This window comes from Saccharopolyspora sp. SCSIO 74807, from assembly GCF_037023755.1.
In the GTDB taxonomy this organism is placed as follows: Bacteria; Actinomycetota; Actinomycetes; order Mycobacteriales; family Pseudonocardiaceae; genus Saccharopolyspora_C; species Saccharopolyspora_C galaxeae.
This window is the reverse complement of sequence record NZ_CP146100.1, coordinates 847,083-864,074: the sequence shown is the minus strand read 5'-3', so window position 1 is coordinate 864,074 and position 16,992 is coordinate 847,083. Positions and strand designations below refer to the sequence as shown.

General features: G+C 71.3%; 14 protein-coding genes. 8 read left to right on the top strand and 6 right to left on the bottom strand.

Translation table 11 applies throughout. From position 1 onward, the window contains the following. Positions 1-111 precede the first annotated feature (111 nt). Positions 112-813, bottom strand: a complete 702-nt coding sequence (locus V1457_RS03645) for a Mut7-C RNAse domain-containing protein (protein ID WP_200068543.1) — start codon at positions 811-813, stop codon at positions 112-114. Positions 814-904: 91 nt separating this feature from the next. Then, positions 905-2,110 (bottom strand): cytochrome P450, encoded by a 1,206-nt coding sequence (locus V1457_RS03640; protein WP_338600197.1) that lies wholly within the window; start codon positions 2,108-2,110, stop codon positions 905-907. A 202-nt stretch (positions 2,111-2,312) separates the two neighbouring features. Here V1457_RS03640 and pabB point away from each other — a divergent pair, with 202 nt between their 5' ends. The 4 genes from pabB to V1457_RS03620 all read left to right on the top strand — a co-directional run bounded on the left by pabB (position 2,313) and on the right by V1457_RS03620 (position 7,238). Continuing rightward, positions 2,313-4,520 carry an aminodeoxychorismate synthase component I gene (gene pabB / locus V1457_RS03635; RefSeq protein WP_338600194.1) on the top strand — a complete coding sequence of 736 codons (2,208 nt, stop codon included), beginning with the start codon at positions 2,313-2,315 and terminating at the stop codon, positions 4,518-4,520. 142 nt (positions 4,521-4,662) lie between these two features. After that, positions 4,663-5,253 (top strand): isopentenyl-diphosphate Delta-isomerase, encoded by a 591-nt coding sequence (idi, locus tag V1457_RS03630; protein WP_200068544.1) that lies wholly within the window; start codon positions 4,663-4,665, stop codon positions 5,251-5,253. A 132-nt stretch (positions 5,254-5,385) separates the two neighbouring features. Further along, positions 5,386-6,354 carry a zinc-binding dehydrogenase gene (locus V1457_RS03625; protein WP_338600190.1) on the top strand — a complete coding sequence of 323 codons (969 nt, stop codon included), beginning with the start codon at positions 5,386-5,388 and terminating at the stop codon, positions 6,352-6,354. 134 nt (positions 6,355-6,488) lie between these two features. Further along, the gene (locus tag V1457_RS03620) at positions 6,489-7,238 is read left to right on the top strand and encodes an alpha/beta fold hydrolase (RefSeq protein WP_338600187.1); all 750 of its coding nucleotides are present in this window, start codon (positions 6,489-6,491) and stop codon (positions 7,236-7,238) included. 160 nt (positions 7,239-7,398) lie between these two features. Here V1457_RS03620 and V1457_RS03615 read toward each other — a convergent pair whose 3' ends face one another. After that, a complete protein-coding gene (locus V1457_RS03615; RefSeq protein WP_200068547.1) occupies positions 7,399-7,746 on the bottom strand; it encodes a beta/gamma crystallin domain-containing protein in 348 nt (115 codons plus the stop codon). A gap of 435 nt (positions 7,747-8,181) precedes the next feature. On the opposite strand from V1457_RS03615, the gene V1457_RS03610 reads away from it, so the two are divergent. Beyond that, positions 8,182-8,595, top strand: coding sequence for a hypothetical protein (locus V1457_RS03610; RefSeq protein ID WP_338600183.1), 414 nt, complete (start codon positions 8,182-8,184; stop codon positions 8,593-8,595). Between the two features lie 56 nt (positions 8,596-8,651). Here the strand turns inward: V1457_RS03610 and V1457_RS03605 are convergent, their stop codons facing one another. Beyond that, positions 8,652-8,846 carry a DUF397 domain-containing protein gene (locus tag V1457_RS03605; RefSeq protein ID WP_338600180.1) on the bottom strand — a complete coding sequence of 65 codons (195 nt, stop codon included), beginning with the start codon at positions 8,844-8,846 and terminating at the stop codon, positions 8,652-8,654. After that, complete coding sequence (locus V1457_RS03600) at positions 8,843-9,709, bottom strand: helix-turn-helix transcriptional regulator (RefSeq protein ID WP_338600177.1); 867 nt, start codon at positions 9,707-9,709, stop codon at positions 8,843-8,845. Before V1457_RS03600 ends, V1457_RS03605 begins: the two co-directional genes overlap by 4 nt. 262 nt (positions 9,710-9,971) lie before the next feature. Here V1457_RS03600 and V1457_RS03595 point away from each other — a divergent pair, with 262 nt between their 5' ends. Continuing rightward, positions 9,972-10,232, top strand: a complete 261-nt coding sequence (locus V1457_RS03595; protein ID WP_338600174.1) for a hypothetical protein — start codon at positions 9,972-9,974, stop codon at positions 10,230-10,232. After that, positions 10,229-10,648 carry a hypothetical protein gene (locus V1457_RS03590; protein WP_338600171.1) on the top strand — a complete coding sequence of 140 codons (420 nt, stop codon included), beginning with the start codon at positions 10,229-10,231 and terminating at the stop codon, positions 10,646-10,648. Before V1457_RS03595 ends, V1457_RS03590 begins: the two co-directional genes overlap by 4 nt. 375 nt (positions 10,649-11,023) lie before the next feature. Here the strand turns inward: V1457_RS03590 and V1457_RS03585 are convergent, their stop codons facing one another. Next, on the bottom strand, positions 11,024-13,840 hold the full coding sequence (locus V1457_RS03585) for a LuxR C-terminal-related transcriptional regulator (RefSeq protein ID WP_338600168.1): 2,817 nt from the start codon (positions 13,838-13,840) through the stop codon (positions 11,024-11,026). 320 nt (positions 13,841-14,160) lie between these two features. On the opposite strand from V1457_RS03585, the gene V1457_RS03580 reads away from it, so the two are divergent. Further along, entirely contained in the window at positions 14,161-16,938 is a 2,778-nt protein-coding gene (locus V1457_RS03580; protein WP_338600165.1) for an AAA family ATPase, read from the top strand. Positions 16,939-16,992: the final 54 nt, after the last annotated feature.

The window sequence follows — 16,992 nt, the reverse complement described above, 5'->3', positions numbered from 1 at the left end:
AGCACACTGCTGTCGATCATGCGGCGTTCGATCATGCTGCCAGCGCAGCCTACTCGGCCCTCGTAGCTCCGCTTCGCCCGATTCGGCGAGGCTTGCCGAATCGGGCTGCTCTCACCGGCCGGGAACGGCCGCGCGGATCATCTTCTCGATGCGGCGCGAGTGGGCGCCGCGCCAGTACACCCGGCCGCAGTCGGGGCAGCGGGCGTAGCGGTCGTAGTTGCGCCGGGTGCCCGGCTGGATCTCGCCGGTGACCGACGTCTTGGGCACCGCGCGCAGCACGCCGTTGCACGCGGTGCAGCGCGTCCACGGTGCCAGCGGTGGTGCGAACCGGTCGAGCACGTCGGCGAGCTGGTCGTCCGGATCGCTGCCGCGCACGAACGCCCCGATGCGCACCGCCCGGCGGTGCAGGATGCCGCGGTCCTGGGTGAGCAGCACGCGGTCGTCCCGGGCCGCTTCGGCGATCAGCTCGTCGTCGGCCGCGTCGTTTCGGTAGCCGGTGTCGATGCCCAGCAGCCGCATCCGCCGCGCGAGCTTGCCGAAGTGCACGTCGAGCTGGAACCGCGGCGGAGCGGGCTGCGGCCGCGGCACCGGCGGGACGTCGATGACCGAGCCCGCTGCCGGGCGGTGCGCGGCCGGGACCGGTTCGCCGTCCACCCGCAGCTCGCCGGTCTCGGTCAGCGGCACGCCGAGCGATCGCACGACGTGCCCGGTGCTGGCGGTGCCGTCGTGCGTGCTGCGCACGCAGTGGGCGCGGCGCTTGGACGGCAGGAAGAACCGCAGCTCGGCGGCTACCCGCACGGTCACTTCGGGCATCGCCGCAGATGGTCCGCCCCGGCTGCGCGGCTGTCCAAACGCCGCCGGCTCCGGCCGCCGGCCCGGGCTGCGACGGCCGGAGTCCGGCCGTTCAGCCCAGCAGCAGCGGCAGTTCGCGGAAGCCGTTCATGAGCGTGCTGGTGCCCCTGCGCAGCTCGTCGTCGGGCACGGCCAGCCGCGCGTCCGGGAACCGGCTGGTGAGCGCGGCGAACGCTTCGGCGCCTTCCAGCCGCGCCAGCGGCGCCCCGAGGCAGTGGTGGATGCCGTAGCCGAACGTGAGGTGCCCGGTCTGCCCGCGCTCCAGTTCCAGCTCGTCGGGCCGCTCGAAGCGCGCCGCGTCCCGGTTCGCCGAAGTGATGTTGATCAGCACGATCTCGCCCGCCGGGATGGTCACGTCGCCGATCGTCACCGGTTCCGTCGTGAACCGCCGCGTGCTGGTGCGCAGCGGCCCGTCGAAACGCAGCAGTTCCTCGACCGCGCCCGGCACCTGGTCCGGCTGCGCGCCCAGCGCCGCCCAGCGCTGCGGTTCCTGCAGCAGCGCCCGCGTGCCGTTGCCGATCAGGTTCACCGTGGTCTCGTGCCCGGCGACGATCAGCAGGAACGCGGTGCTGAGCAGTTCGCCTGCGCTGAGCCGGTCGCCGTCGTCGGAGGCGATGGTCAGCGCGGACAGCAGATCGTCGGCGGGCGCGGCGCGCTTGTCCTCGATCAGGCCGGTGAAGTACTCCGCCATCTCGCGGGAAGCGATCCGGGGCTGTTCCTCGCTCTGCGGGTCCATCAAGGCGCCGGTCCATCCGCGCAGCGGGCCGCGGTCGGCCTCCGGCACGCCCATGAGCTCGCAGATCACCGTGATCGGCAGCGGGAAGGCGAACCGGTCGATGAGGTCCACCGGCTCGTCGCGGGGCAGGTCGCGCAGCAGGTCGTCGATCAGTTCGCGCACCCGCGGGCGCAGGTTCTCGACGCGGCGGGAGGTGAAGTCGCGGGCGAGCAGTTTGCGCAGCCGGGTGTGGTCCGGCGGGTCGGCGTTGAGCATGTCCCGTCCGACCATCTCGGGAATCTCCGCCACGCCGTGCGGGGTGAGCTTGTCCAGCATCCGCTCCCGCAGCTGCTCGGCGTCCTTGGCCAGCCGCGGATCGGCCAGTGCTTTGCGGGCGTCGGCGTAGCGGCTGATCACCCAGACCGGCAGGCCGTAGCGGGCGTACGCGGTGTGCACCGGGGCCCGCTCGCGCAGCTCCCGCTCCACTTCCAGGGCGTTCTGCCAGTAGTCGGCATCGAACAACATCGGTTTCGCGTCCGTCACTCCGCCCAGTGTGCCGCCGATCACCGGCCGGCAGCGACAGCCGAAAGAAGTAGTCCCCCGGTGCTGCCAGGGGATCCACGAAGGGAGCTGAAGATCGACGCGGCGGGGCGGCTCGACGCCTCCGTGATCCCGGCCGTTCGGTTCGCCGGAGCCGGCGACGGCCGGATGTGGGGTTGGCCGCTGTGCGGGGCCGGTGCGCCGGGTGAGCTGGGAACATGGCCTCGTGCGCACGTTGCTGATCGACAACTACGACTCCTACACGTTCAACCTGTGCCACCTGTTGGCCGAGGTGAACGGGCGGGAGCCGGTCGTGGTGGCGCACGACGCCGCGGAAGTCGGTGAGCTGGACCTGGACCGCTACGAGGCCGTGGTGATCTCGCCCGGTGCCGGTGACCCGCGGCGTGCGCGGGACTTCGGGGTGTGCCGGGACGTGCTGCTGAAGACGAACCTGCCGGTGCTGGGGGTGTGCCTGGGGCACCAGGGGATCGCGGTGGCCGAAGGTGGCGGCGTGGTCCGCGCCCCGCAGGCCAGGCACGGGTATGTCACGCGGGTCGAGCACGGCGGGGAGGAGCTGTTCGCGGGCATCCCGTCCGGATTCGGCGCGGTGCGCTACCACTCGCTGTGCGTGGCCGAGCCGTTGCCGCCGGAGTTGGCGGTCACCGCCCGCGCCGAGGACGGCGTGGTGATGGCGCTGCGGCACCAGCGCTTGCCGCGCTGGGGTGTGCAGTTCCACCCGGAGTCGATCGAGACGGAGTTCGGGCGCAGGCTGCTCGAGAACTTCCGCGCGCTGGCGGCCGGTCGCGGGGCGTCGGGATCTTCCGGCGCGCGAGCTCCGGCGGTCGGCGAAGCGGCTTCCGGCCACTCCGGCGCCAGTGCAACGTCGCAGCGCACCAAGGCCGTGCGGGCCGGAACCGCGGGCCCGGGCCACGCCGGCTCGGTCAATCCGAACCGCGCCGCGACTCCCGCTCGCACCACCGCGGCTGCGGACCGCGCCGGAGCCGTGAAACCGAGCGACACCGACGCCGCTGCGCCCGCCCGCACCGCAGCCACGTTGCACTACACCGCGCACGTCCGCGAACTCCCCGGCGCCATCGACGCCGATGCGGCGTTCACGCGGCTGTTCGCCGCATCGGAAACCGCGTTCTGGCTGGACTCCTCCAGGGTCGAGCCGGGCATGGCGCGGTTCTCGTTCTTCGGCGACGGTTCCGGCCCGCTGGCGGAAACGGTGCGCCACCGGGTGGGCGAGTCCCCGCCGCTGTTCGACGAGCTGCGCGCGCAGCTGGCGCGCCGGGAGGTGTCCGCGCCACCGCTGCCGTTCGATTTCGTCGGCGGCTACGTGGGCTATTTCGGCTACGAGCTCAAAGCCGAGTGCGGCGGTGACGCCCGGCACCGCGCCGAGACTCCGGACGCACGCTGGCTGTTCGCCGACCGTTTCGTCGCCGTGGACCACGAGCAGGACGCGACGTACCTGGTGGCGCTGAGCACCGGCGCGGAAACCGCCCGCGGCGCCGCCGCCTGGCTGGACGAGACCGGCCGTGAACTGCGAACGCTCCCGGCATCGCCGGATCCGCTGGCCGGGCACCGCGGCACGTCCGCGGTCGAACCGGACCGCGAGAGCTACCTCGCCGCCGTCGAGTGCTGCCGGGAATCGTTGCTGGCGGGGGAGAGCTACGAGATCTGCCTGACCACCGGCGCGGAATTCGCGGCCGTGGACGGTGGATTCGAGGCCTACCGGCGGCTGCGGACGCTGAATCCCGCGCCGTACTCGGCTTTCCTGCGCTTCGACGACGTGGAGGTGGCCTGTTCCTCGCCGGAGCGCTTCTTGAAGGTCAGCGGCGGCGTGGCCGAGGCGAAGCCGATCAAGGGCACCGCGCCGCGCGGGGACAGCCCGGAAGCCGACGCCCGGCTGCGCGCCGATCTCGCCGCGGATCCCAAGTGCCGCGCGGAGAACCTGATGATCGTGGACCTGCTGCGCAACGACCTCGGCCGGGTGTGCAGGCCGGGTTCGGTGCACGTCCCGGTCCTGATGGACGTGCAGAGCTACCAGACGGTGCACCAGCTCGTCTCCACCGTCCGCGGGGAGATCGACGACGGCCGGGACGCGGTGGACTGCGTGCGGGCCTGCTTCCCCGGCGGTTCGATGACCGGGGCGCCGAAGCGGCGCACGATGGAACTCATCGACGACGTGGAGCAGCGGGCGCGCGGCGTCTACTCCGGCGCACTGGGCTTCTTGAGCCTCAACGGCGCCGCGGACCTCAACATCGTCATCCGCACTTTGGTGCGCAGCGGCGGGAAATGGCGCACCGGAGCGGGCGGCGCGATCGTGCTCGGCTCGGATCCGGCGGCGGAGTACGAGGAGATGCTGCTGAAGGCGGCCGCACCGGCACCGGCTCTGTCCATAATGGACTGATCGGCGCCGGCCGGTAACTCCGTCGCGCGGCGGCACGGCCCCGAACCACTCGGTCGTGCGACTCCAGCGGCGCGCTCGGCTCGGCCAGGGTGGAGGGGTGCTCGCACCGGGCACGACGGCACCGCAGACAGGGAGGAAAGCGATGGAGCGAGTGGTTCTGCTCGACGAGGACGGGCGAGCCGTGGGCACCACCGACAAGGCCACCGTGCACCACGAGGAAACACCGCTGCACCTGGCCTTCTCCTGCTACCTGTTCAACCCGCGCGGCGAGCTGCTGCTGACCCGGCGGGCGCTGAGCAAGCCGACTTGGCCGGGCGTGTGGACGAACACCTGCTGCGGCCATCCCGGTCCGGCGGAGACGCCGCGGGACGCGGTGCTGCGCAGGCTTTCCGATGAGCTCGGCATCGAGTTGGCCGATGTCGAACTGGTGCTGCCCGGCTTCCGCTACCGCGCGGTGATGGGCAACGGCGTGGTGGAGAACGAGATGTGCCCGGTGTTCCGGGCGATCACCGAGGTCACCGCGCACCCGAATCCGGCTGAGGTGGAAGAGGTGCGCTGGGTCTCGTGGGCGCAGCTGACCGCGGATGTGGCCGGGGGGACCGCGGAGATCTCGCCGTGGGCGAAGCTGCAGATCGACGAGCTCACCGGCCTTGGAACGGACCCGTCCCGCTGGCCGCTCGGCGATCCGGTGGACCTGCCGCCCGCCGCGCGGGAACCGATGAACGCGGCCTGAAACCGGCGGTGCTCCGGTTTCCCGGAATGGACGTGTTGCGTCCGTGGTTGCTGATCGGTGGGTGCCCACGCGTTCGCTCTCGGGCGGCGAGCGGCGCCGCTGAAACCCGATCACGCTCCAGGGAGGCCGGATATGAAGGCGGCTGTGTACTCCGAGAACGGCGGTCCCGAGGTCCTGCGCTACGCGGACGTCCCGGACCCGCGAGTGGGGGCCGGTGAGGTGCTGCTGCGGGTGGCCGCCGTCAGCGTCCAGGGCGGTGATCTGCTGCACCGGCAGCTGGTGCCGTTCGAGACCGCGCCGCACATCGTCGGCTACCAGGCCGCCGGAACCGTCGCGGCCGTCGGTGACGGCGTCACGTCGGTGCGCGAGGGGCAGCGGGTGGTCGCGTTCATGCCCGAGGGCTCGCACGCCGAGCTGGCCACGGCAGCCGAAGGGCACGTCTACCCGGTGCCGGACGAGCTGGACCTGCGGCTCGCCGCAGGCATCCCGGTCGAGTTCGGCACCGCCGACGAGTGCCTGTTCGAGTTCGGCGGGTTGCGCGCGGGGGAGACGGTGCTGGTGCAGGCCGCGTCCAGCGGTGTGGGCTTGGCCGCTGTGCAGCTCGCCAAGGCCGCCGGTGCGACGGTTTTCGGCACCGCCTCCAGCGACCCGAAGCTCGCCCGGCTCGCCGAGTACGGCCTCGACCACGGGATCAACTACAAGAGTTCCGATGTCGTCGCCGAGGTCATGCGCCGCACCGGCGATCGCGGGGTCGACCTGGTCGTCGATCCGGTCGGCGGGCGCACCTTGGAAGGCAGCGTCGGCGCGCTCGCCTACCGGGGGCGGATCAGCTGGGTCGGCCAGGCGGGCCGGGACGAGCAGCAGCCGCAGCTCGGACCGCTGATGTTCAAGAACGCCTCGCTCAACGGCGTCTACCTGGGCGGCGAGTTCGAGCACGCTCCGGAGCGCACGAGGTCGGTCATCGAACGGCTCATCGGCCGGGTCGCGGCCGGGGAGCTCACCGTCGTGCTGGACCGGGAGTTCCCGCTCGCCGAGGCAGCCGAGGCGCACCGCTACATCGAGAGCCGGGTCGCGTTCGGGCGAGTCCTGCTCATCCCCTGAGCGCTCGACTCTTTCCCCTGCGGAGTCGTCGGAACGTCCCGTGAAGTCCCGCTCTTTCACGGGTTTTCCGGCCCGCCGCGTTGGTAGCGTCCTGATCCGAAACGAGAGCCGGCGAGCCGAGCGGCAGGAGCGCGATGACCGGGATCACCGACGACACCGACCGATGGCTGCGGCGCTTCCGCCCTTCGCCGGACGCCACCGCGCGGTTGGCCTGCTTCCCGTACGCCGGTGGCGCGGCCCCGTACTTCGTCCCGGTCGCGAAGATGCTCGCGCCCTCGATCGACGTGCTCGCGGTGCAGTACCCGGGCAGGCAGGACCGCCGCGGCGAGGACTGCCTGGGCAGCGTCGAGGAGATCGCCGAACAGGTGCTCCCGGGCCTGCGCCGGTGGGCGGACGATTCGCTCGCGCTGTTCGGGCACAGCATGGGCGCCAGCGTCGCCTTCGAGGTGGCCCGCCGGTTGGAGGCCGAAGGCACACCGCCGCGCGCGCTGTTCGTTTCCGGCAGGCCCGCGCCGACGCGCAACCGCGATGAAGGAATTCACTCGCTCGGCGACGACGCTTTCATCGCCGAGCTGCAGAACCTCGGCGCAGCCGCCGCGGCCGCCCTCGCCGACGAGGATCTGCGGCAGATGGCGATGCCGTCGCTGCGCGCCGACTACCGCGCCGCCGAGACCTACACGTACCGGCCGGGCACCGACCTGACCTGCCCGGTGCACGCCCTGATCGGCGTGGACGACCCGGTGGTCACCGAGGACGAGGCCCAGGATTGGCAGCACCGCACCAGCGGCCCGTTCACGCTGCACAAATACCCCGGCGGCCACTTCTACCTGGACACCGAGACCGATGACGTCCTCGCGCTGCTGCGGCGAACCCTGGAGGTGTGACCGCGGCCGGGTTTCGTCGAGGTCGGAGCTGGACTGATGACGAGCCGAGTGCGAGCGGATTCCCGCCCGGGGAACCCGCTCGCACTCGATCATTTCCAGATGTGTTCCGGGATCGGCGATCAGCGCGCAGCGCCGTTCCGGGAAAGGGGTCGTCGACCCGTCACTTGATTTCGATGGCGTCGATCTTCGCCGGGGTGTTCCGGACGAGCGTCTTGCCCGGGTCGACCTTGAGCACGTCGCCGTTGTGGTCGTAGAGGTACAGCGTGTTGTTGCCCGCGTAGGCCTTGTCGACCCACCAGCCGCCGAAGTCCATCTTCCCGCCGTTCGCGTAGCAGTCGGTGCTGTCCTCGCCGCCGCTGCTGTGCGACCAGATCTGCGAGAAGTTCTCGTCGGGGTTGCACTCCACCTTGTTGATGGCGAAACCGGTCGCGGCCGGTCCGACCATGGTGAACGTGGCGGCCGCGATGATCGCGGCGGCCGCGCCGCGCGCCGTCTTCTTCGTGTTCATGACCATAATTCCTCCTCGGAGAGAATCCAGAACCCATGAGCACACTTCGCGACTTCTCGAGTGCGTCGTGCAGAACAACAGTCTCAGCGGGCGCAGCCGACGGCAATTGTTGAAACGTTTTCCGGGGTCGCTTCTGCACTCTTTTGCATTGCGCGTGTCCGTTGGAGAAAAACCCGCACCAGGTCCGATCGCGTCCCTTCTGCGCAGGTAGGCGGCTTGCTGCGGTCGGCGGAATATGACCAAGCGCCCGATTTTGTTGCGCGTTCACGAGTTCCGGGAATTGAAATCCCGGCGGATCGCGCCGGGGCTCGTGAGTGGTGTTCAGGCGTCCAAGCGGCCGGTGCGAGTCGGTTCGCCGGAGGAAAACCCCGCGGTCGGCGTGCCGGGCGGTGCGGGCGGGCGCGTCGTGCGGTAGCGGATGGTGCAGTGCCGATCATGGTCGGTTGGAAGAAGGCGCTCGCGCTGCTGGTGGCGGCGTTCGGGATTGCAGCGGTGGGCGTGTACGCGCAGGAAATACTCCCGGACGTCGTGCCGGACGCGGTCCTGTTCTGGACGTACGTGGTGGGAATGACCGCGATCCCCGGTGTGGTCACCTATTTGCGCACTCGGCCGGATTTCGGCGATCGGGGCGTGGCGCTGGCGACCGCGGTGAGCGTCGTGGCAGGGGGTGCGGCCGCGGTTTGCACCTTCGTTTTCGGGCTGTTCGCCTTCCTCGTCGTCGCAGCGCTGCACTTGGTGCTGCGACGGTTCCTCCGGGCCGTTCCGGCCCTCGCCGTGTCGGCGGTCGTTCTGGCCGCGGGACTCGGATACGCGACGCTGGTCATGACGGAATTCCTGAACCGGATGTGAGCAACGACGGACGAGCCCGGCGCGTCCTGCCGCCGGGCTCGTCGTCGAGTGATCCGTCAGGCGTCGTAGCGGCCGGTTTTGACGGCGCCGAGGAAGGCGGTCCACTGGGCGGGCGTGGTGGTGAAGTAGCCGGCGGAGCGGTTCTTGGTGTCGCGGACCGCGGTGCCGTCGGCCGTTCGGCCGACCTCCACGCAACTCGTCTGCTTGCCCGACCTGCTCGACTTGTGCCACCCGTAGGGGGTTGTGCTCATGCTGTCTTCTCCAATTCGCTGATTCGCCGGTTGATGACCTTCGCGGAATCTTCGGCGGTCATCGCCGACTTCGAGATGCTTTCGATCGCATCCCGGTAGACCTGCACATCAGCGGACTCGTAGAGGAACGCCGAGGCGCTCAAGTGCTCCAGATGGACGATCGGCGCCGCCTTGGGAAACTCGAAGTAGATGAACATCCCGATGAGCGCGTCGTGCCACGTCGTCAGGTCATGCGGAATGATCTGGACAGTGACGTTCGGGCGCTCAGCCATCGCGGTGATGTGGTGCAGCTGATCGAGCATCACCCCGACACCTCCAACGGACCTCTGCAAGACCGTCTCATCGATAATCGCACGGAAGTTCGGTGCATCGGAACGTCGCGTGAGAACGTCTCGCCTTCCGAGCCGCATCGCGACCCGTGCTTCCACTTCGTGCGGCGGCATCTCCGTCATGACCGCGCGGGCGTAGCCGGAACTCTGCAAGAGTCCGGGGACCGCCAGCGGCGCGACATCGGTGATCCCCGAAGCGGTCCGCTCGAACTCCATCAGGTCCGTCAGCTCGTGGGCGATGCCGAGGGTTCCGGCCGAGCCGGGTTTGAGCCAGTTGCCGTCGCTGCCCTGCTCGCGGGCGAGCTCGGTGAGGCGGTCGCGGTCGGCCTCCGGGGCGCCGAGCACGGTGAGGATCGCGGCCACCTCCTCCGGTGCGGGTCGTCGTTCGCCTAATTCGTTCCGGGCGTAGCGCGAATGATGACCACCGAGGTGCTGCGACAAGTCGCGGACTGTCATTTGCGCGTTTTTGCGGAATTCGCGCAGCTCGGCGCCGAGGGCGCGATTGCGGGGTGAGCCAGCCTGGTCGCGGTTCATGCGACGGAATGGTAATCCCCGCCTGACCTGCGAAGACAACTCACCTGATCGGGTCATTCCCAGCTTGTCGCCGGTCCCATTAAATTCACCGCGACATCCCCACCGAGGGTGCGAACGTCGGCGAACAAGAGAGGTGCGGAATGTCCTGCTGGCCGAATCCATCAGCGCGATCCGAATTCGCAGTTTCCGCTAAGCGAGTGCCGAGTGCCGCGCGTCCGGAGCCGTGCAGAGCGCGGCCGCGGCGGACGGCGGTGGTTCAGCTGTGAACGCCCCGGACTACCCGGTGCGGGTGCGCTACCGCTCGGGCGTGGTCGGCGAGGCCAAGCGGGTGGTGCACATCGCGATGTCGTTGCCCGGCGGGGACTTCCTGGGGTTGTGCGAGTTGCGGCTGGCGGGTGCGGACGCCGAGTTGATCTCGGACTTGCTGGGGATGCCGTGCATGGCGTGCACGCGGCTGCTGGCGATGCGCTCGCGGGTGCAGGACTCTGCCGGGTTCGCCGGGCCGCGGGAGGTCGGCGGGTGACGGCGTGGATGACCTCGGAGTGGTGCTCGACGTGGCACGTGGTCGACCGGGCCGCGTGCGGGCGGATCGTGGTCGCCACCTGCGGGCATCCGCTGACCGGCCGGTTGTCGCGCGTCCTGCGCGGACCGTTGCCCGCGGACTCGCGGCAGGTGTGCCAGGCGTGCGTGGCGCTGGTCGGCGCCCGCGCGGCGGACAGCACGCAGGCCGCGGTGTTCGCGACCGCCCTCGGCGCACTGACCGACCGCCGCTCGCTCACCCCGCCTTCCTCCGAGAGTGAACGGACCGTTCGTCCAATCTATTCGGACCAACAGTCCGTTCACTCGGAGACGGTTTTGAGCGAACGGACCGTTTGCCCAATCTATTCGGACGAACAGTCCGTTCACTCGGAGGCTGTGCTCGTCGCAGCTCTCAGTTGAGGAACCGGGTCCGCCGCTGCGCCCCCAGCGGCGGTGGACCGCGCCCCGCCGGTGTCGCTCGCGCCCCCGTAGGCGAGCGCCCCGGTGGGGCAACGGAAACCGGCGCCCGACTCCCTCCCTGCGGGTGCCGGCGGGCCGGGCAACGGACTCCCGAACTCCCCACCGTTGCCCGGCCTCCCCGAAACCGGCCGCGCGGTGTCCCCGTACCGCGCGGCCGGGCCGGGAAGCCCGGCCGGTCCGGAAAGCACAGCCGAGCCGGAAAGCACAGCCGAGCCAAAAATCCGGCCGCAAACACCGGCCGCAAACACCGGCCGCAAACCCCGGCCGCGAACTCCGGCCGGAAAGCACCGCCGGAAAAGCACCGCCGGACCGGCCCTACGAGCCGGATTTCGCGGGCAACCTGCCCTCCAGCGACGCCGCCGCCAGCTCCACCCGCGACCGGCAGCCGGTGCGGGCGAACAGCTTGGTCAGATGGCTCTCCACCGTCTTCTCGCTGACCTGCACGGCCATCGCGATCTGCCGGTTGGTGCAGCCGTCGCTGACCAGGTCGATGATGCGGATCTCGGTGCTGGAGAACGGTTCCCGCCTGCTGCGCGAGCGCGGCGGAGCGACCCCGCGCGCCCGCATCAGCTCCTGCGAAGTGGTGCGGGCGACGTGCCAGCCGAGCTGCTTGGCCAGCGCGTAGGCCTCGTGCAACCAGTCCGCCGGATCGTCGGTCAGATCCGCCAGCAGCAAGAACAACCCGCCGCGCGCGGGCAGATCGCCGCGTCGCCGAGCCAGCGCGAGCGCCTGCTCGGCGTGCTCGGGGCTGCGGTAGGTGCGGGCTTGCGCGGTCAGCAGCTGCTCGCGGCTGCTCGCCGAGCACAACTGCGCGTCCAACTCGGCGAGTTCGGCCAGCGCGCGTTCGGCGAACTCGGTCCGGCCCTCCCGGTGCGCCAGCTCGACCAGCCGTCCCAGCAGCCGCTCCAGCCCGGCCGGCGAACCGCGGTCGCGGTATTGCTGGTAGTCCTGCCAGCCCTCGTCGAGCGCTTCGCCGGTCGCGCCTTCCTGGTAGCGCACGCCGAGCCGCACCCACGCCAAGACGTGACCGCCGTCCATCACCCGCGGCGAGCGGTGCAGCCACTCGCTCGCCCGCCGCAGCTCGCCGCGCGCCGAGCAGATCTCGGCGGCCACGGCCCTGGCGAGGTAGCGGGCAGGCGCGCTGCGCTGCGCGGGCAGCTCCGTCTCCATCCGCCTGGCCAGCGACAACGCGGTGTCCCACGCGCCGCCGAGGTAGGCGCGCAGCACCTCCTGGTAGCGCAGCACGCTGCCGCGGCTCGGGCGTCCGTAGTCGTCGCCGAGGATGAGTTCCAACGCGGTCGCGTAGTCGGTCATCGCACCCGCCTCGCGCAACCGCTCCGGATCCGCGACGGCCGGAACCGGAGTCGAACAACGCCGCTGCCACAGCGACCAGGCGTGCTGGAAATCCTCGTGGTGGCCGCAGATCGCGTTCAGCAGCAGCAGCACCTCGCCGAGCTCGATGAACCCGCCGGGCTCGCCGACCTCGTCGGAATCCAGGTTGAACAGGGCGTTGAGCAGCGCGGCGGCCTCGTCCAGCCGACCGTCGAACAACGCCGAGGAGAACCGGCGGATCTCCGCGTCGAACCGGGAACCACCGCCGAACGCGGCGAACATGCCCGCGGGCTCCGGATGCGCGCGCTCGTCGTGCAGCAGCGCCGACAGCCAGCACATCCCGACCGTCACCAGCAGCGTCCGGCGTTCCCGCAGCGCCTCGCCGGTGCCGGAAGCGGCCGGGGCGAGCAGCCCGATGTCCTCGGTCAGCTCGCGGTACTGGCCCAGCGAAGTGCGCAGCCGCAGCAGCGTGCGCAGCAGATCCGGCCAGCGCTCGTCATCGGTGGCCAGCTGGCGCAGCGCCGCGTGGTACCAGGTGGCCGCCCACGACGGGGCGGTGTCGGCGACGCGGTCGGCTTCCTCGATGAGCACCTGCGCGCCGAGCGAGCTGTCGAAATCCGGGCCGGTGCGCACCAAGTGGTAGGCGAGCGTCGGCCGATCCACCGCACCACCCCGCTGCAACTGCGCCAGCATCCGCCGGGCCAGCGCCGCGTGCAGCGACCACGCCCGCTCCGGACCGGCGCGGCGGCGCAGCGTCGCGGCCAGCGCGGGTACCGCGAACCGCACCTCGTCCTGGACGTCGACCACCAGCACACCGCGCGCGACCAGCCGGTCCAGGTCCTGGCCGGACGGTTCCAGCCCGACAGCGGCGGCCGCGGTCAGCATCGGCAGGTCGTCCACCCGCACCCGATCTTGCAGCGCCAGCACGGAAGCCAGCCGTTCGGTGTCGTCGCCGTCCTCGACGACCGCTTGCACCAGGGCGTGCTGCTCCGGCAGCGCCACCGGCTCGGTCAGCGGGGACAGGCAGAAGTGCTCGTCCACCACGGTCAGCCGCCCGCGCTCGCGCAGATCGTGCAGCGTCGACAGCAGCGTGCCCGGATTGCCGAACAGCGGGCCGAGCGCGGTGCGCAGCGCCTCCACCACCGTCTGGTCCAGCTTCGCCCGGCCGTGCGCGGCGCACCAGCGGGTCAGCAGCGCGGTGACGTCCCGGTCGGCCAGCGGCCCGAGCTCCACTACCCGGTCGGCCAGCGAGATCAGCTGCCAGGTGCTGCTGGCGGCGAACGAGTGCGTGCGGGTGGAGAACACGACCGCGCAGCCGACCGCGCGCAGCCGCTGCACCAGCGGGCACAGGGCCACCGACAGCAGCGGGCCGCAGCGGTCCACGTCCTCGATGATGATCACGGTGCGGGCGCGGGCGGCGACGACGCCGAGCGCGCGGGCCAGCTCGTGCACCATCGGCAGCAGCGCGCGCTGCGGCTGCTGGTCGAGCTCGCTGCGCCGCCGCGCGGCCGCGGCCACCGCGTCCAGCAGCTGCGGATCCCAGCCGCGCTCCAAGAACTGCCGCGCGCCGTCGAGCAGCGCGTCGATCGCGGCGCGGCCGTCGCCGTCCGCGGCATCGGCCAGCAGCACGTGGCCACCGTGGCGCTGCGAGTTCGCCGCGGCCGCCTCCAGCAGCGCGGTCTTGCCTTCCCCCGGCTTGCCGTGCAGCGCCAGCAGCTCCCCCGAGCCGCGGCCGCAGGCAGCACTGATCTCGGCCCACTGCTCGTCCCGGCCGAACACCGGCCCGCTGTCCCGAGCCATTCTTCCTCTCTCCAATCGACTGCTCGCGGCCGGGCGCACCCCACCGCAAGCCTCCCCCTCGCCCTTCCTATTGCCCGACCGTGCGCGAGCGGTGGCCCGGTGATTGCGCGGACCTAGATCGAGGGACATCCCTCGGCTGGACCACAATGGGGCATTCGGCGCGGCCGGCGTCGACCGGCCCGCGTGCGGACATGGAGCCGTGGCGAGCTTTCCGGGCAACGGACTCAGGAAGGAGTGTGGAGTGGTTCGCGCAGAACGTCGCTTTTCGGCCGAATCTCCCGCTGTGGCCGGTTCCGTCCCGGACGGCCCTGGGCAGTGCCGTGGCTGAGCGCACATCGGCCGAACAGGATCCGGTTGGCGCGCGGCTGGCCGGCCGCGACGACGTGCTCGCCGAAGTGCTCAGAACCGTGCAGGCCAAGGACGTTCCCGTGACGTTGCTGAGCGGTGCCGCCGGCTCCGGGCGCACGGCGGTGCTCGCGGAAGTGCGCGATCGCTGCACCGCCGCCGGTGCGCGAGTGCTGGAGATGCGGGCCACGGAGCCGGACCGCTCGACTCCGTACGGTGCGCTGTACCGGCTGTTGTCGGAAGTGGGCGAACTCGCTCCCGCGGCCGGGGAGGCGCGCGGATCGGTGCTCGCGCTGGTGGCCAAGCTCAGCGCCGCGCCGGACCCGGCCACCTCGCAGCCCATCGCGGCGCAGCTGGCCGGTGCGCTGCACGCGGCGACCCGCAACATGCGGCCGCTGGTGGTGCTGGCCGACGACGCGCAGTGGCTCGACGATGCCACCGCCGCGCTGCTGGAGCCGCTGGTGCAGCGGATGAACGGCAATTCGTTCTCGATCGTGCTGTCCGCTCGGTCCGATGTGGACTCCGGTAGGGGAGTTGCGGCGCTGCGGCGGCTGCGCGCGGCCGGGCTGGTGCGCACGGTGACGCTGCGCCCGCTGACCAGGCTGCACAGCGCCCGGCTGATCGCCCGGACATTGCAGGCGAAACCGGACGCGGAAGTCGTCGACATGCTGCACGGCGCGGCCCGCGGACTGCCCGCGGCGCTGGAGGCGGGCATCGACGCCTACCGGCGCGCCGAGGCGCTGAGCATCGTGGACCGGCACGCCTACCTGGTCTCGCACGAGGAACGTCCTGCGCTGGACGATCGGCATCCGCTGCTGGCTCCGGTGCGCGACGCAGGCGGGCAGTCCTGGGCGGTGGCGCGCGCGATGAGCCTGCTCGCGCCGCTGGGCGAACAGGCGCCGCGGCTGGCCGGAGCGGCCATCGGGCTCGACCCGGAAACCGTGCGGGACGCGCTGGAACGACTCCGCGAGCGTCGCGTGCTGATCCGCTCCGGACGGCGTTGGCGGTTCCGGGTGCCGATGGTCGGCGTTGCGCTGGAAGCCGGGCTCGGACCGTTCGAGCGCCGCAACCTCGCGGCCGCGGCGGTCACCGCGATCTGGGACGGCTCGGCGCAAGCAGAAGACCCTGCTTACTTGCCGGACCGGCTGATCGACGCGGGCGCGCTGGTCGATCCGCAGCGCGCGGGGCGGGAACTGCTCGAAACGGGCGGACAGCGCATCTTCCAGGACACCGCGAACGCCTCGCGCTGGCTGCAAGCGGCCGCGGACAAGCTCGGCGATCCGGCCTCGCGCGCCATGGCGCTGATGGGAAACGCCGCCGCGTGCACCTCGCGCAGCCGCTTGAGCGAGACCGCTGAGAACGCCCGCGACCTGCTCAGCAGGCACGCCGCCGAGCTGGAACCGCAGCTGCTGCAGATGTCGGTGCTGTCCTACCTGTCCGTGATCGCCAGCATCGGTGACCACACCGCGCTGCGGCACATCGCCGAGGCGGAGACCCCGATGCCGGGCGGGCGGGCGCAGCAAGTCGTGGCGCAGGCGTTCGCGCTGGGCTGGCAGGACGAATGGGTGGCGGGCCGCCGCCTGCTGGACGAGAACCGCGAACTGTGGGCCGGGGCGGAACCGGTGCTGGAAGACCACGTGAACACCTACCGCAGCGGCGTCGCGCTGATGCAGGGCGACACCACCGAGCTGTTCCGGTTCATCGAGGATCCGGCGCTGTGGCGGGGCGGCGACCTGCCGACGCAACGGCTCGAAACGGTCCGCTACGAAGTCAACATGCTGCTCGCGCTGGGCGAGTTGCAGGATGCGACGGAACTGATGCGGCGCTACGAGCTGCCGCCGTCGCAGCTTTCGGAGATCGGCCGGTTCATCGTCGAGCACAGCCGCGGCGACTGGCTGCACGCGCTGGACATCGCCCGGCGCTACATGGCCGCTCCGGTGCACCGCGTCGAGTCCGTCGGCTGGGCGATGCTGCACATGGGCGCGGCGCAGGTGCACACCGAAGGCGGGATGCTCGCCCGCGCGCGGCACATGATCCAGCGGGCCGGGGGCGGATCGTTCGCCTACCTCTTCCGGTTCGCCGAAGCGCAGGTCTCGCGCGCCCTCGGCGAGCACGAGGACGCCGACGCCCTGCTGCGCGAAGCCGTGCGCATCTCCGAGGAGACCGGGTTCGCGATCGGCACCGAACTGCTGTGGGCCGAGGTCGCGCTGCGCGCCGAGCTGCGCGAAGACCACGTCGAGGCGCAGGAAGCGTTGGCACGGCTGGAAAAAATGGCCGCCCGGCTCGGCACCGGCCGCGCCGAGCTGGCACTGCGGCTGACCGAGGCGCGGATGCACGGCGACCTGGCGGCCGCGGACGCCGCGGTGGCGCTGGCCCGCGAGCGCGGCCAGCGCTATGAGCAGATCATCACCTTCAGCGGTGTCGCCAAAGCCGGGTTCCACACCGCGAAGCTGCTGCCGGAAGCCTACGAACTGGCGGGTGAACTGGGCTCGCTGCTGCAACGTTCGCGGCTGCGGCGGGCGATGCGCGAGCACGGCGTCCCGGTGCCCGACCGCACCACCGCGACCCGCGAGAACGAGCGGCTGCTGGCGGTGCTGGTGACCGAGGGCCTGACCAACCGGCAACTGGCCACTGTGCTCGGCGCCACGGAGAAGAGCGTGGAAGGGCGGCTCACCCGGATGTTCGCCCGCATCGGCTACCGGTCCAGAGTGGAACTGGCCGCGGCGATGGTCACCGGCGAGTACCCGGGCTGAGCCGGGCATGGCAAGATCAGCCGCAGCGGGCCTCCGGGATGAACCCGCGCTTCA

Bases quoted from the DNA above. Each gene is read 5' to 3' on its own strand.
- V1457_RS03620 (WP_338600187.1), top strand. From the start codon at position 6,489: ATGACCGGGATCACCGACGACACCGACCGATGGCTGCGGCGCTTCCGC.
- idi (WP_200068544.1), top strand. From the start codon at position 4,663: ATGGAGCGAGTGGTTCTGCTCGACGAGGACGGGCGAGCCGTGGGCACC.
- V1457_RS03600 (WP_338600177.1), bottom strand. From the start codon at position 9,709: ATGAACCGCGACCAGGCTGGCTCACCCCGCAATCGCGCCCTCGGCGCC.
- V1457_RS03610 (WP_338600183.1), top strand. From the start codon at position 8,182: ATGGTCGGTTGGAAGAAGGCGCTCGCGCTGCTGGTGGCGGCGTTCGGG.
- V1457_RS03625 (WP_338600190.1), top strand. From the start codon at position 5,386: ATGAAGGCGGCTGTGTACTCCGAGAACGGCGGTCCCGAGGTCCTGCGC.
- V1457_RS03585 (WP_338600168.1), bottom strand. From the start codon at position 13,840: ATGGCTCGGGACAGCGGGCCGGTGTTCGGCCGGGACGAGCAGTGGGCC.
- V1457_RS03645 (WP_200068543.1), bottom strand. From the start codon at position 813: ATGCCCGAAGTGACCGTGCGGGTAGCCGCCGAGCTGCGGTTCTTCCTG.
- V1457_RS03615 (WP_200068547.1), bottom strand. From the start codon at position 7,746: ATGAACACGAAGAAGACGGCGCGCGGCGCGGCCGCCGCGATCATCGCG.
- V1457_RS03605 (WP_338600180.1), bottom strand. From the start codon at position 8,846: ATGAGCACAACCCCCTACGGGTGGCACAAGTCGAGCAGGTCGGGCAAG.